Genomic DNA, 14,507 nt, shown 5'->3' on the forward strand with positions numbered 1-14,507 from the left:
AAGGAACGTGTATGGCTATCAAGCAAACCGGCGACATCGCCGCGCAACGCCTGTCGCCCGAGCAGCTTTCCTGCGAGTTCTCCGACATTGCACCTTTGCTCGACGCAAGCGCCGCCGCCGCGGCGGCGAGCCGTTGCCACTACTGTTACGACGCGCCTTGCGTCAACGCTTGTCCGACCGGGATCGATATTCCCAGCTTCATTCGCAAGATTGGCAACGGCAACCTGAAGGGCGCGGCGGTGGACATTCTGTCGGCCAATCCGCTCGGCGGCATGTGCGCGCGCGTGTGCCCGACCGAAATTCTGTGTGAAGGCGCTTGCGTGCGCAATCATCAGGACGCGAAGCCGGTGGCGATCGGCGCACTGCAACGTCATGCAACCGACTGGGCGATGGCGCGCGGCGAAGCATTGTTCAAGCGGGCGCCCGCGACCGGTCGGCACGTCGCAGTGATAGGCGCGGGGCCTGCGGGGCTCGCGTGCGCGCATCGCCTTGCACTGGCGGGCCATGACGTCACCCTCTACGACGCTCGCGACAAAGCCGGCGGTCTCAACGAATACGGCATTGCCGCCTATAAAACAGTCGACGATTTCGCGCAGCGTGAAGTGGAATGGCTGTGCTCCGTGGGAGGCATCGAAATAAGAAACGGAGTTGCGCTAGGGCGCGACATCGACCTCGATACGCTGCGCAAGCAACACGACGCCGTGTTTCTCGCGATTGGCCTTACGGGCGTGCGCGCACTCGCGATGGCCGGCGAGGACCTGAGCGGCGTGATGAATGCGGTGGATTTCATCGAGCAGATTCGCAGCGCACGCGATCTCGGCACGGTGCCGGTGGGCCGCCGCGTCGTCGTGATCGGCGGAGGCAATACCGCGGTGGATGCGGCTGTGCAAAGCCGCAAGCTCGGCGCGACATCGGTAGCGATGGTGTATCGGCGCGGCGTCGAATCCATGAGCGCGACATGGGCCGAACGCGACTTCGCACAAACGAGCGGCGTCACGCTTATCACGCATGCAATGCCAGTACGTTTGATCGGCGAGGGCGGCGTGGTGACGGGCGTCGAATTCGAACGCACAGTGAGCGGGGGCGACCAGGAGCGCTTCGTGATCGAAGCGGACATGGTGCTCAAGGCGATTGGCCAGACGCTCGTGCCGGTGGGAATCGAACGCGAGTTGCTGACGCTCGACGGCAGCCGCATTGCTGTCGATGCAACCGGGCAGACGTCGCTTGCCGGCGTCTGGGCGGGCGGCGATTGTGCGGCCAGGGGCGGTATCGACCTGACCGTGCAAGCCGTGCAGGACGGCAAGCTGGCGGCCGCCGCTATCGATGCGCAATTCGCTCGCACCGCCGTGAAAGCCGCGTAGCGTGGCTCGCTGCACAGCACTGGAAGACACAACAAAATAGCCGTCCCCAAGGAGCCGAACATGGCCGATCTGCGCTGTACGATTGCCGGCATCACATCGCCGAATCCCTTCTGGCTCGCGTCTGCGCCGCCGACCGACAAAGCCTATAACGTGAACCGCGCGTTCGAAGCCGGCTGGGGCGGCGTGGTGTGGAAGACACTCGGCCTCGACCCGCACGTGGTCAACGTGAGTTCGCGCTACGGCGCGGTGCAATGGAACGGTCAACGCATCGCGGGGCTCAACAACATCGAGTTGATCACCGACCGCCCGCTCGACGTCAATCTGCGCGAGATCGCACAGGTGAAACGCGACTGGCCCGAGCGCGCCATGATCGTTTCGCTGATGGTGCCGTGCAATGAGCGCGACTGGAAGTGGATCTTGCCGCTCGTGGAGGACACGGGCGCCGATGCAGTCGAACTGAATTTCGGATGTCCGCACGGCATGAGCGAACGGGGGATGGGCGCGGCGGTCGGCCAGGTGCCCGAGTACATCGAGATGGTCACGCGCTGGGTCAAGGAAAGCTCGAAGCTGCCGTGCCTCGTCAAGCTCACGCCGAATATCACCGACATCCGGCTCGGCTCGCGCGCGGCATACAAGGGCGGTGCGGACGGTGTGTCGTTGATCAACACGATCAACTCGATCGTCGCCGTGGATCTCGACGCAATGTCGCCGTTGCCGATGGTGGACGGAAAGGGCACGCACGGCGGCTACTGCGGCCCGGCGGTCAAGCCGATCGCATTGAACATGGTCGCTGAAATCGCACGTGACGTGGAGACGCCGAACCTGCCGATTTCGGGTATCGGCGGCATTTCGACCTGGCGCGATGCAGCCGAATTCATGGTGCTGGGCGCGGGCAGCGTGCAGGTCTGCACCGCGGCCATGCACTACGGTTTTCGCATCGTCACGGATCTCGCCGACGGTCTTGCCAACTGGATGGACGAGAAGGGCTACGCGACGCTCGACGACATTCGCGGCCGCGCCGTGCCCAACGTTACCGACTGGAAGTACCTGAACCTCAAGTACGACATCAAGGCACGCATCGACCAGGACAAGTGCATTCAATGCGGCCTCTGTCATATCGCATGCGAGGACACTGCGCATCAGGCGATCATGAAAGAAAAAGATGGCGTCCGGCATTTTGAAGTGATGGACTCCGAATGTGTGGGCTGCAATCTGTGCATGCATGTGTGTCCGGTCGAGCAATGCATCACCATGGAGCGCGTGGACAACGGCGAATACGCGAACTGGACTACGCATCCGAACAATCCGGCGCGAGTGAATGCTCCGGCTGGTGAGGTAGAGGCAGAGTCAGCGAACGCCGAACCCGCCCACGCAGCAAAAGCCGCCTGAAATACAGGGCGAAATCGTTGTAAGCGCAGTTGTTAGCGCAGCGCTTGTACCGAACCGGTGTTTTCTCTAACGCCCGACGCGCCGACAGAAGCCGCGCGGGCTTCAACGATCTAGTGGAGATCTTTCGATGAAGCAGACCGCGCAACCCGTCGATCCGCAATTCGCGGCCGGCGCGCAAGGCAGCAGTCTTTACAACGACGACCTTGCACCCACCGGCCCCGCGCAGCGCACCTGGCGCTGGTATCACTTTGCAGCGCTGTGGGTGGGCATGGTGATGAACATTGCGTCGTACATGCTCGCGGCCGGATTGACTGAAGAGGGTATGTCGCCGTGGCAAGCGGTGTTGACCGTGCTGCTAGGCAACCTGATCGTGCTCGTGCCGATGTTGCTGATCGGCCACGCGGGCGCCAAGCACGGCATTCCGTATGCGGTGCTGGTGCGCTCGTCGTTCGGCACGCAGGGCGCCAAACTGCCGGCAATGCTGCGCGCGATTGTGGCCTGCGGCTGGTACGGCATTCAAACGTGGCTCGGCGGCAGCGCGATCTATACGCTGTTGAATATTCTCACCGGCAACGCACTGCACGGCGCAGCGTTGCCGTTCATCGACATTTCCATTGCACAGCTCGCGTGTTTCCTGGTGTTCTGGGCCTTGCAGATCTACTTCATCGTGCATGGTACGGACTCGATCCGCTGGCTCGAAAGCTGGTCGGCGCCAATCAAGATCGTCATGTGTATTGCGCTTGTCTGGTGGGCGACGTCGAAAGCGGGCGGACTCGGCTCGATGCTCGCGGCGCCTTCGCAGTTCGTGCCGGGCGGCAAGAAGGAGGGCATGTTCTGGGCGACTTTCTGGCCGGGCCTTACCGCCATGGTCGGCTTCTGGGCCACGCTCGCGTTGAACATTCCCGACTTCACGCGCTTTGCAAAAACGCAGCGCGACCAGATTGTCGGGCAGTCGATCGGTTTGCCGGTGCCGATGGCTTTGCTCTCGGTAATCTCGGTGGTGGTGACGTCCGCCACCGTGGTGATCTACGGCAAGGCGATCTGGGACCCGATCGACCTGACGAGCCGGATGACGGGCATTGGCGTCGGCCTCGCTCTCATCATCCTCACGCTCGACACGATGTGCTGCAATCTTGCCGCGAATCTCGTCGGACCCGCTTATGATTTTTCGAGCCTGTGGCCGAAGGGCATTTCGTATCGCGTCGGCGGCATGATTACCGCGACCATCGCAATCGTCATGATGCCGTGGAAGATTCTCGCGACTACCCAAGGCTATATCTTCACGTGGCTCGTCGGTTACTCGGCGCTGCTCGGTCCGGTGGCAGGCATTCTGATGGTCGACTACTTCCTGATTCGCGGCACGCGGCTCGATACCCGCGAACTATTCGACGAGCGCGGCGAATATAGCTATACCGGCGGCTGGAATATCGGCGCGGTGGTCGCGCTGGTGATCGGTGTGCTGCCGAATCTGCCGGGCTTTTTGCACACGGCGTTTCCTGCTTCGTTCGCGAACGTGCCGTCGATCTTCAATACGGTCTACACGTATGCATGGTTTGTCGGGCTCGCATTGGCGTCGATCGTGTACAGCGCCTGGATGAAACTCAGCAAAGGACCCAGCGCGCGCGTCGCGAGTGCATGAGATAAACGCGTATGTAGCAGGGACACAAGCAAATTCATAAGGAGGCGGCAAGATGACGACCCTGATTCGCGGCGGCACCATTATCGACGCGGAGAACACGTATCGAGCGGACGTGTTGTGTGCCGACCCGCAAGACGGCGGCACCATCCTGCAGATCGGAGCGGACCTGGAAGCGCCGGCGGGCGCGGCGATCGTCGATGCGGGCGGGCAGTATGTGATGCCTGGCGGCATCGATCCGCACACGCATATGGAGCTGCCCTTCATGGGCACCACCGCGAGCGACGACTTCTATACGGGCACTGCAGCGGGATTGTCGGGCGGCACCACGAGCATCATCGACTTCGTGATTCCTGGTCCGAAGCAAAGCCTGATGGAAGCGTTCAGGCAGTGGCGCGGCTGGGCGGAGAAGGCGTCGGCGGATTATGGGTTTCATGTCGCCGTGACATGGTGGGACGACTCGGTGTATCGCGACATGGGCACGCTCGTGCATGAACATGGCGTGTCGAGCTTCAAGCACTTCATGGCCTACAAGAACGCGATCATGGCCGACGACGAAGTGCTGGTGAACAGCTTCTCGAGATCGCTCGAACTCGGCGCGCTGCCCACTGTGCATGCGGAAAACGGTGAACTGGTGTTTCAGTTGCAGCGCCAGCTGCTTGCAAAAGGCTTCACGGGGCCCGAGGCGCATCCGCTGTCACGGCCGCCCGAAGTCGAAGGCGAGGCGGCCAATCGCGCGATTCGTATCGCGCAGGTGCTGGGAGTGCCGGTGTATATCGTGCACGTGTCCGCGAAAGACGCTGTCGATGCGATCTCGCGGGCGCGCAGCGAAGGGCTGCGCGTATTCGGCGAAGTGTTGCCGGGGCATCTCGTGATCGACGAAGCCGTATATCGCGATCCCGACTGGACGCGCGCCGCAGCGCATGTGATGAGCCCGCCGTTTCGCTCGGCCGAACATCGCGAGGCATTGTGGCGAGGTTTGCAGGCCGGCCAATTGCATACCACCGCGACCGATCACTGCGTATTCTGTGCGTCGCAAAAGGCCATGGGCCGCGAAGACTTCACGAAGATTCCGAACGGCTGCGGCGGTGTTGAAGATCGCATGGCGGTGCTGTGGCATCACGGTGTGAACTCCGGGCGTCTCACGCCTAACGAGTTCGTGCGCATTACGTCGACGAACGCCGCACAGATCTTCAACCTGTACCCGCGTAAAGGCGCGTTGCGTGTCGGCGCCGATGCGGATATCGTCGTATGGGACCCCAACGCAAGCAAGACGATCTCCGTGAAGACGCATCATCAGAAAGTCGACTTCAATGTGTTCGAAGGCATGACGGTGCAAGGCGTGGCCATGCATACGCTCACGCGCGGCGCGCTTGCCTGGACCGACGGCGACCTGCGAGCCGTGAGAGGCGCCGGGCAGTATCAGAAGCGCCCGCCAAATGCTGCTTACTTCGACGCGATCCGCGTGTCGAACAAGCTGAAAGAGCCGCATCCCATCGAGCGGTAGCGGTCTAAAGTCCGGACTGCGGCGCGGGCGGGCAAGCTCGCGCCGTTTTTCCTTTCGGCGCCGCGCAATCACCGCGCAATCACGCGGCACCGCTGTCTCGCGTTTTCCCCGATGGCGTCCCGCCCATGTTCCATGTTGCGATGCATGCCGCGTCGTCACATCTGCTGTAGAGTTGGAATTCATGTGATAGTGGAGGCGATGGCTGCGGCTTAGCACGGATGCGCATATGGATTGGAAACCTGATCCTTTGTAAAAACGCAGGCCGTTTGCTACAGTCCGCCCACTCCGCCGGGCACGAGCGCCGGTGGGACTGCCAACACGCGTCCAGGCATGCGTCCTGACCACCTTAGGGAGCCACTCATGAAGTCGATTCGTTCCATTGTGCTGATCGCGCTGTTTCATGCGGTAACCGTGAGCCCCGTGTTCGCCGCCGATGAACTCGCGCAGATCAAGTCCTCGGGCGTGTTCAGGATTGGTACGGAAGGCACTTATGCACCGTTCACCTATCACGACGAGTCGGGCAAGCTAACCGGCTTCGACGTGGAAGTCGGCACGCAGATCGCGCAGCGTCTGGGCGTCAAGCCGCAATTCATCGAAGGCAAATGGGACGGGCTGATTGCCGGTCTCGACGTGAACCGCTACGACGCGGTGATCAACGAGGTTGCGGTGACCGACGCGCGCAAGCTCAAATATGATTTCTCCGACCCGTACATCACGTCGCATGCTGCACTGATCGTGCGCTCGGACAACAACGCGATCAAGACTTTCGACGATCTGAAGGGCAAAAAGTCCGCCAACACGCTCACCAGCAACTTCGGCAAGATCGCCGCCGCGCACGGCGCGGAAGTGATTCCCGTGCAGGGCTTCAATGAATCGATCGATCTGCTGACCGCGGGCCGTGTCGATGCAACCGTGAACGATTCGCTGTCGTTCCTCGACTTCAAGAAGCACAAGCCGGATGCGAAGGTGAAGATCGCCGCGCTGGACACATCGCCGGAAAGCAGCGACAAGTCCGCCGTGCTGATTCGCAAGGGCAGCCCGGAACTCGTCGCGGCGATCAACAAGGCGCTCGCCGATATGAAGAAAGACGGCACCTACGCGAAGATCTCGCAGAAGTACTTCGGCAAAGACGTCTCCAAATAAACGCCTTTCGCGAGTCTGAATCATGCCGGCATGGTTGCATCTGATGGCGCACTCGCTGTGGCCCCTGCTATATGCGGGGCTCGTGTTCACGGTGCCGCTCACATTGGCTTCGTTTGCAATCGGACTCGCGCTCGCGTTTATTGTCGCGCTGGTGCGGCTCTTTGGGCCGAAGTGGGCAGTGGCGGTAGTGCGCTTTTACGTGTGGCTGTTTCGCGGCTCACCGTTGCTCGTGCAACTATTCGTGATCTTCTACGGCTTGCCGAACGTAGGCATCGTGCTCGATCCGTTGACGGCGGCGATTATCGGCTTCTCGCTGAACGTGGGCGCCTACAACTCGGAAGTGATTCGCGGTGTAATCGAGTCGATCCCGAAAGGACAGTGGGAAGCCGCGTATTCAATGGGAATGACGCGCGAACAGGCGCTGCGTCGTGCGATCTTGCCGCAGGCCGCACGCGTCGCGCTGCCGCCGTTGTCCAACTCGTTTATCGCGCTCGTGAAGGACACGTCGTTGGCTGCTGTGCTGACTGTGCCCGAAGTGTTTCAGGCAGCGCAGAGAATTGCTTCGGTCACCTACGAACCGTTGATTCTTTATACCGAGGCTGCGCTGGTGTATCTCCTGTTCAGTTCGGTGCTGTCGTCGGCTCAAGTGAGGCTTGAACGAAAGTTCGGCCGTCATGCACTCTTTCAGGCGGGCAACTAATGATCCGACTGGAAAAAATCGACAAGTATTTTTCCGGGCTCCGTGTGCTCAACTCGGTCGACCTGCACCTCGCGCAGGGCAACGTGACTGCGTTGATCGGGCCGTCGGGTAGCGGCAAAAGTACGTTGTTGCGTTGCGTGAATCTGCTGGAAATTCCCGAGGCCGGCTCGCTCGAAATCGGCGATCAGAAACTCACGTTCAGCCGCGACGAGCGGCCGTCGCGCGAAACGGTCCTGACTATTCGCCGCCGTACCGGCATGGTGTTTCAGAACTTCCAGTTGTTTCCGCATCTCACGGTGCGTCAGAACGTGATGGAAGGCCTCATCACCGTGCTGAAATGGGACAAGGAAAAGGCGCGGGCCCGCGCTGACGAATTGCTGGAGAAGGTCGGCATCGCGCACAAGGGCGATGCATGGCCTGTCACCCTGTCGGGCGGGCAGCAGCAGCGAGTTGCGATCGCGCGAGCACTGGCGCCGTCGCCCGAAGTATTGTTATGCGACGAGCCCACGTCCGCGCTCGATCCCGGACTCGCCGCGGAAGTGGTCGAAGTACTCAAGCAGCTCGCGAATGAAGGCATGACCATGCTGATGGCGACGCATGATTTGCGGCTCGCCGCTACGATCGCACGCGACGTGGTGTTCCTTAACAACGGCGTAGTGGTGGAGTCGGGTCCGTCACGCGATGTGTTCATGCGGCCGAAGCAGGAGGAAACCGCGCGCTTCGTCTCGACGCTGACGCACAGCTTGCCCGATGCATGGACCGAGTGAAGCGGGCGTGAGCGCACCTTTAAATAAGAAAGCCGCTGAGGTATGCAACAAAGAAGAAAGGGGCGCCAGTTCAGAACTGCGCCCCTTTTGCATATCAGGCCATTAAAGGCACCTTATTGGTGTCTTACGCTTCGACGCGCTCTGCTTCGTTGTCCAGCGCCGTTTCGAAGAACCGTGTCTTCGCCTCTTCACTGACGCGAGCATACGCGCGGTTCACGCCGCTGATCACCGCTCGAATCGACGCGGTCACCAGATTGGCGTCGATACCCACGCCGAACGCGCTGCCGGTTACGTCCGCACCGGCCATTTCGGCGACGGCGACCGCGCGGGCGTCGGCGCCTTGCGTCAAGGCGCGCTCCTCATAATGCTGGATGCGCACGGGCACACCGATCGCGTGCATCAGTGCGTCGAGCGGACCGTTGCCTTCGCCGTTCAATACGCGCCGGGTGCCATTGATGTCGACAGTCAGCTTGATGTGCTCGCGTCCGTCCTGCTCGGACAGGCTGTGGCCGATGTAGTGCACTGGCGCGGTATTCTGCACGTACTCCTGCTGGAACAGTTCCCAGATCTGCGATGGCGTGACTTCCTGTCCGCTGTCGTCGGTAAAACGCTGCACGGCCGAACTGAAATCCACCTGCAAGCGGCGCGGCAACACGACGCCGTAGCTCTGCTCGAGCAGGTACGCGATGCCGCCCTTGCCAGACTGGCTGTTCACACGGATCACGGAATCGTAGGTGCGGCCCAGGTCGTTCGGATCGATCGGCATGTACGGCACTTCCCACATCGCGTCGGGTTTCTGCACAGCGAAACCTTTTTTGATCGCATCCTGATGCGAGCCGGAGAATGCTGTGAACACCAGATCGCCCACATACGGATGACGCGGATGGACGGGCAACTGCGTGCATTCCTCGGCGGTGCGCGCGATTTCGTTGATGTTCGAGAAGTCGAGTCCGGGATCGACGCCCTGCGTGTACAAATTCAGTGCGAGCGTGACGAGGTCCACGTTGCCGGTGCGCTCGCCGTTGCCGAACAGGCACCCTTCGATACGATCCGCGCCTGCCATCACCGCGAGTTCCGCCGCGGCCACCGCGGTGCCGCGATCGTTATGCGGATGCACCGACACGATCAACGAATCGCGGCGCGCGAGGTTGCGGTGCATCCATTCGATCTGGTCGGCGTAGACGTTCGGCGTCGCCATTTCGACCGTTGCAGGCAGATTGACGATGGCCTTGTGTTCGGGCGTGGGTTGCCAGATGTCGAACACCGCGTCGCAAACTTCCTTCGCGAATTCGAGTTCGGTGCCGCTGAACACTTCAGGGCTGTACTGCAGCGTGAAATGCGTTTCCGGCGCGGCATCGGCGAGACGTTTCATCGTGCGCGCGGCTTTTTGCGCGAGTTCCTTGACGCCGTTCTGGTCGAGCCCGAACACGATCTTGCGGAATTCCGGCGCGGTTGCGTTGTACAGATGGACGATCGCGCGCGGCGCGCCACGCAAGGATTCGAACGTACGCTCGATCAGATCGTCGCGGGCTTGCGTCAACACTTCGATCGTTACGTCGTCGGGAATGTGGCCGCCTTCGATCAGCTCTCGCACGAAGTTGAAATCGGTCTGCGATGCCGACGGGAACGCGACTTCGATCTCCTTGAAACCGATCTGCACCAGCGTCTTGAACATGCGCATCTTGCGCTCTGCGTTCATCGGCTCGAACAGTGCCTGGTTGCCGTCGCGCAGGTCGGTGCTCATCCAGATCGGCGCGCGCGTGATCGTGCGCGACGGCCACTGGCGGTCCGTCAAATTGATGGGCTTGAAGGAGCGGTACTTGGTAGCTGGGTTCTTCAACATTTTCATCGTCCGTGGGTTCGACTGGCTGGTAGTCGACCGGACGACAAGAACGCAAAGCAGCGCCGCCGGTCGGAAACCGGGGCTGGGTCAGTTACTGGGGAATTATGCGGTGCTTCGGGTGTTTCAGATGGAAGCGCGCAGCAGCAGACCTAGCCCGGTAGAGCGGGCTAGTAGTAGCGATAGGGTGGTCTGGGCGCGGTACATAGTGCGCAATAGGAACATATTATTGGGGCGGCGTCAAGCGGGGCGCTCGCGCGCGGCGCCAGGCTACAATTCCCGACGGCTTGAAAAACGGAACGTCAATGAAGATTCGGATTGTCACTATCGCGTGCGCTGCGACCGCCGCAGCACTCCTCGCGGCCTGCACGGCTGTCTACAAGAACTCGGACGCGTGCGAGCAGTTAATGCGAAGCAAGCTGGCAGAACAATCGACCGATACGCTGAAGATCGGCCATACGGGCGCGGGAATCGACGGCTCACGCGTCGTGGTGGAAGGGTCCATTGAACATGTGATGACGGCGTCTGAAGTAGCGGCCGCGTCAGCGCGAGCAGCGTCGGGCGCTCGGGCAGGACGCAGAATGGCGGCCTCGGGTGTGGGGGCGGCTTCGTCTGTGTCGCAGGCGGCTTCGGCGGTCACTGCGTCGGAGGCCGATGCGCTTGCACGGAAGCCGAACAAGCCGAAGAAGCTGATTCTGGCCGCAGCCGCTGAATGCACGTTCCATGGCCCGACGCTGGACACGTTTAGCTGGCTAGCGCCCGCAAAGCTGGCGGCGCCCTCCGACCCGGACGCGAACGAAACAGACGAGTAAGCTCCCAGGCGGCCGGTTCATTATCCAGATGACGTGAATCCACCGCCTGACATTGCGCTGCTATCTGCTCTCCAGCATCAACGCTAGCGCGCTTTCGGCAAACGCCTCAGGCCGGCCTTCAAAGCAGCGCTCAACCGCGCGCGTGTCGATCAGCCGCTGCCGCAATGCTGTGCGTTCGTCGTGTCCGTCGATCATTCGCACCGCTGCCGCGATATAACCCTCGACGTTGTCCGCCGTTGTCCACGGCGGCATACCCACGCGCTCGAACAGCGCGCCGTCTATCCGTTCGAATACCTCAGGCCCGCGCTTGCACACGCCCGGCAAACCGAGCGTGAGCGCGTCGACGATCCCATTCGTATTGCCGAACGGGAACGGGCTCAGAAAGAGATCGGAGCGATTCACGCGCTCCAGGTAGCCCGCATACTGACAAAACTCGTGCACAACCGCGCCCGGCACCGCGCGTCCGATGACCTCGCGCATCTGGTCGAGCGCGAGGCCGGCCGGCACGCCGCTCATGAAGTGGAATTCGACAGGCGTCGCGGCCCGCGCACCGATCTCGCGACACGCTGCGAGAAAACCGGGGTTGAGCTTCATCGCGCTAGCGGTAATGACCACTTCTAGCGTTTCGTGCGCAGGCGGAATGCACGCGGAGATCTCCGGCAACGCAACCGAAGGCCGGTACGGCTGGCCGTCTTTCGGCAGCTTCATCAGGCGCTCGCTGAAGCATGCAGGATCGCCGACATAGTCTTCCTCGACGCTCACGTAGTCGATCTTGTCCGAGTGCGTGGTGGCCGGGTGCCCGAGGCCGGCGATCTGTAACGGCGCGACCCGCAGATTCGACATGAATACCGTCATCACGAACATGCCGACGCTCGGCATATACAGCACGTCGGGCTTTTCGCGCTCCGCAAAGTCGCGAATGGTGCGCAGACATTCCCCGATGTACTCCGGATCTTCCAGTTCGATAAAACGGTCGAAGACCGCTCGCCCGATATCGTCGATTGCATAGCCGAAGCCAAAGCCCACCACCTCGAAATGCTTGCGCGCTGCCTCGATAGTGCGCGAGTGCGTGCGGTAAATTGAATGCGCACCGCCGAACCACTCGAGCACGACTATCATCAACGGCTTTTTGCGGCGCTTCGCGTTCTTCGGCGTCTTGGCGCTCGCCGCGTTCGCCTTGCGCGGTGGCGCCGGCAGGTCGGTCAAACCGAGTTGCGTGAGCTTGCGGCGCACGAGCACATTAATGTCACGCTTGATCTCATGACGGCGCGGCGTTTCTGCGTAGCTGCAAAACATGTAGGCGTTGTGCAGCAACGCGGTGGGCAGATCGTCGAGGTCGCCGATCTGCTGCAGTTTGCCGGGAAGCCACTCGATCAGTGCCTCGCGCTTAACGTGCGCGCTCGGCGAACCCTTGAAAACCGGCGCCAGCAGGACGAGTGCCAGGGAGGCCGCAAGCACCTTGTCGTACGCCCACAGCGCGACCAAGTCCAGCTCCATTTCAGAGCCGGTTGAATACAGCACGCAAAGCTTCTCGACGAAACGGTCACCTGCAAGAAACTGCCTGTCGTGCGCGCCGCGCGGATTCAGTTGGCAGGCGACATGGTCCGCATTGCCAAACGGCGTAACCGAGAACAGCAAACCCACCCATTCATGCAGCGTCAGAAAGAGCCTGAAACATTCGCCGGGCAGCTGGAACTCCGGATCGGCAAAGAGCGTGGAGGCCGCGCTGGCGAGCCGCGTACAGAAGCGCGTGCGTTGCTCTGCAGGCGCAAGGCCGCTCATGCCCGACGCAAGAAAGCTCTCGTCCAGCAGACCGCGTTTGTACTGCAGCAGCGCGAATGCCGAGAGAAGCTGGATCGACGCCCGGATATGCTGCCGCGTGTAGACGAGATGCTCGAATTGGTCGAGCGAAAAGGTGGCTTCTTCCATCGGGAGGGCGTGGGTAGTTATGCATGACTAAGCATTTTCCAGATGCGTTAGCCGCGAACGACGATTATCGCAGCCAGCCGATATCGAATTTGCGCCGTCCACGAATTTGCGAATTTTCAGCACAGCAAATGAGGCATCCCCACTCAGAAGGCGTAGTAAGGGCCGGGCCCCGCGGACGTCGCGCGCGATGCAATCGCGGTGTACACACGGCGCCCGAAAAAGAACGGCAGGCCCCAGCCGAAGCCACTGCTTGCGATGCCCGCCATGTTGTCGAAGGCGTTGTTCGCCGATGCAAACAGAACCCGCGAATTGCCGACCGAAAACGTGACTGCGTTTGCCGCGCCGTCCGTGCCGGTGATCGTCGCCGTCGCCGACTGCGTCGAACTCGGGCAATACCAGTAGCCGCATTGGGGCAGTTGCGTATCGCGATAGAAGAAGCCGTTCGAGCCCGTGTCGAGATAACTTTGCGTGTACGTTTGAGCGCCTTGCGTGGTCGTCACGTAGCCGGTCTGCGGATTGCCCTTCAACACCCGCGCGCTGCCGAGCGTGTTGTTTGCCTGAGTGCCGATGCCGAAGATCATCGACCCGGAAACGGTGAGCGCGCCGCTGTCTGGAACCGCGGGAAGATCGATCACGACGCCGTTGTTGTCGAGGGCGAAGCGGCTGACCGGATTGACCACTTGCTGTGCGAGAGGTTGCGCGGCCGGCATGCAGGCGCCGCCCGCGTCGCAGCCGTAGTACCAGCGTGGCAGCGCCGCGTTCGCGCAGGCGCTGCCGCAGTCGGCCGCGAACGCGCCGACGCCGAGAATGCCGTTGGCACGCAGCGTGTCGAGCGTGAGCATCGACGGACCTGCGCCGGCGCAGTCCGCAGGGACCGTCGGCACCGCAGGGTCGGCAATCAGTTGAATCGCGATCGACGCGGCCAGTTGTCCGGCCATGCGCACGTCCGCGCTGCGCACCGCGCCCCACGCGTAGCCGCCGCCGAACACCGCGCATTCGCCCGATATCCCGGCGCCCGACGTGATCGCGGCGAGCGGCAAGCCAGCCGGAACGGCCGAGGCAAGAATGCGCAGACCGTGCGAGCCGGTGTCCACCTGAATGTTGTCGATGGTCGCGCAGTTGTCCGTGCCCGGCTGGCAGATGGTGACGCTCGTGGTCAGCATGTTGCGCGTGAGACGCGGCGCCGCCGTCACGACAATCGGCTGCACATTGGGCGTGTTCGACTGTGCGACGGCCGTGCCGCTCGGACTCGAGGCGGCGCTTGGAGCCGACGCGACGGGCGCGCTCGCCGCCCCTGAACTGCTCGCCGGGGTGGTCGCGGCCGGGCCGCCACCGCTGCCGCCGCCACATGCCGTAAGAGCCGCGCAGACGAGCAGCAGGAGAGGGAGTGAGAGATTGAGCTTCATGGCGTCAACGTAGGTCG

11 protein-coding genes are annotated in these 14,507 nt (G+C 61.9%); 8 read left to right on the top strand and 3 right to left on the bottom strand.

Features of this window, described 5'->3' with window-relative positions:
- The first annotated feature begins 11 nt into the window (after nt 1–11).
- From SB753_RS07265 to SB753_RS07295, 7 genes are all read left to right on the top strand, one after another.
- The gene (locus tag SB753_RS07265; RefSeq protein ID WP_410799779.1) at nt 12–1,361 is read left to right on the top strand and encodes an NAD(P)-dependent oxidoreductase; all 1,350 of its coding nucleotides are present in this window, start codon (nt 12–14) and stop codon (nt 1,359–1,361) included.
- A gap of 60 nt (nt 1,362–1,421) precedes the next feature.
- Nucleotides 1,422–2,750: an NAD-dependent dihydropyrimidine dehydrogenase subunit PreA gene (preA, locus tag SB753_RS07270; RefSeq protein WP_408170969.1), complete on the top strand. Its 1,329-nt coding sequence runs from the start codon at nt 1,422–1,424 to the stop codon at nt 2,748–2,750.
- Nucleotides 2,751–2,877: 127 nt separating this feature from the next.
- Complete coding sequence (locus tag SB753_RS07275; protein WP_020065408.1) at nt 2,878–4,389, top strand: NCS1 family nucleobase:cation symporter-1; 1,512 nt, start codon at nt 2,878–2,880, stop codon at nt 4,387–4,389.
- Nucleotides 4,390–4,441: 52 nt separating this feature from the next.
- Nucleotides 4,442–5,893, top strand: a complete 1,452-nt coding sequence (hydA, locus tag SB753_RS07280; RefSeq protein ID WP_410799780.1) for a dihydropyrimidinase — start codon at nt 4,442–4,444, stop codon at nt 5,891–5,893.
- Nucleotides 5,894–6,253: 360 nt separating this feature from the next.
- On the top strand, nt 6,254–7,036 hold the full coding sequence (locus SB753_RS07285) for an amino acid ABC transporter substrate-binding protein (RefSeq protein ID WP_020065410.1): 783 nt from the start codon (nt 6,254–6,256) through the stop codon (nt 7,034–7,036).
- A gap of 22 nt (nt 7,037–7,058) precedes the next feature.
- A complete protein-coding gene (locus SB753_RS07290; RefSeq protein ID WP_020065411.1) occupies nt 7,059–7,736 on the top strand; it encodes an amino acid ABC transporter permease in 678 nt (225 codons plus the stop codon).
- Nucleotides 7,736–8,503: an amino acid ABC transporter ATP-binding protein gene (locus SB753_RS07295; protein ID WP_020065412.1), complete on the top strand. Its 768-nt coding sequence runs from the start codon at nt 7,736–7,738 to the stop codon at nt 8,501–8,503. Before SB753_RS07290 ends, SB753_RS07295 begins: the two co-directional genes overlap by 1 nt.
- A 124-nt stretch (nt 8,504–8,627) precedes the next feature.
- Here the strand turns inward: SB753_RS07295 and leuA are convergent, their stop codons facing one another.
- Entirely contained in the window at nt 8,628–10,346 is a 1,719-nt protein-coding gene (gene leuA / locus SB753_RS07300) for a 2-isopropylmalate synthase (protein WP_410799782.1), read from the bottom strand.
- 302 nt (nt 10,347–10,648) lie between these two features.
- Here leuA and SB753_RS07305 point away from each other — a divergent pair, with 302 nt between their 5' ends.
- Nucleotides 10,649–11,155, top strand: coding sequence for a hypothetical protein (locus SB753_RS07305; RefSeq protein WP_310355800.1), 507 nt, complete (start codon nt 10,649–10,651; stop codon nt 11,153–11,155).
- Between the two features lie 60 nt (nt 11,156–11,215).
- Here the strand turns inward: SB753_RS07305 and SB753_RS07310 are convergent, their stop codons facing one another.
- Together SB753_RS07310 and SB753_RS07315 are read right to left on the bottom strand one after the other, a co-directional pair.
- A complete protein-coding gene (locus SB753_RS07310; RefSeq protein WP_410799784.1) occupies nt 11,216–13,084 on the bottom strand; it encodes a glycosyl transferase family 1 in 1,869 nt (622 codons plus the stop codon).
- Nucleotides 13,085–13,227: 143 nt separating this feature from the next.
- Nucleotides 13,228–14,490, bottom strand: a complete 1,263-nt coding sequence (locus SB753_RS07315; RefSeq protein WP_410799786.1) for a DUF3443 domain-containing protein — start codon at nt 14,488–14,490, stop codon at nt 13,228–13,230.
- Between the last annotated feature and the right edge of the window lie 17 nt (nt 14,491–14,507).

Source organism: Paraburkholderia sp. SIMBA_053 (genome assembly GCF_046534895.1).
Lineage (GTDB): Bacteria > Pseudomonadota > Gammaproteobacteria > Burkholderiales > Burkholderiaceae > Paraburkholderia > Paraburkholderia caledonica.

Bases quoted from the DNA above. Each gene is read 5' to 3' on its own strand.
- SB753_RS07265 (WP_410799779.1), top strand. From the start codon at position 12: ATGGCTATCAAGCAAACCGGCGACATCGCCGCGCAACGCCTGTCGCCC.
- preA (WP_408170969.1), top strand. From the start codon at position 1,422: ATGGCCGATCTGCGCTGTACGATTGCCGGCATCACATCGCCGAATCCC.
- SB753_RS07275 (WP_020065408.1), top strand. From the start codon at position 2,878: ATGAAGCAGACCGCGCAACCCGTCGATCCGCAATTCGCGGCCGGCGCG.
- hydA (WP_410799780.1), top strand. From the start codon at position 4,442: ATGACGACCCTGATTCGCGGCGGCACCATTATCGACGCGGAGAACACG.
- SB753_RS07285 (WP_020065410.1), top strand. From the start codon at position 6,254: ATGAAGTCGATTCGTTCCATTGTGCTGATCGCGCTGTTTCATGCGGTA.
- SB753_RS07290 (WP_020065411.1), top strand. From the start codon at position 7,059: ATGCCGGCATGGTTGCATCTGATGGCGCACTCGCTGTGGCCCCTGCTA.
- SB753_RS07295 (WP_020065412.1), top strand. From the start codon at position 7,736: ATGATCCGACTGGAAAAAATCGACAAGTATTTTTCCGGGCTCCGTGTG.
- leuA (WP_410799782.1), bottom strand. From the start codon at position 10,346: ATGTTGAAGAACCCAGCTACCAAGTACCGCTCCTTCAAGCCCATCAAT.
- SB753_RS07305 (WP_310355800.1), top strand. From the start codon at position 10,649: ATGAAGATTCGGATTGTCACTATCGCGTGCGCTGCGACCGCCGCAGCA.
- SB753_RS07310 (WP_410799784.1), bottom strand. From the start codon at position 13,084: ATGGAAGAAGCCACCTTTTCGCTCGACCAATTCGAGCATCTCGTCTAC.
- SB753_RS07315 (WP_410799786.1), bottom strand. From the start codon at position 14,490: ATGAAGCTCAATCTCTCACTCCCTCTCCTGCTGCTCGTCTGCGCGGCT.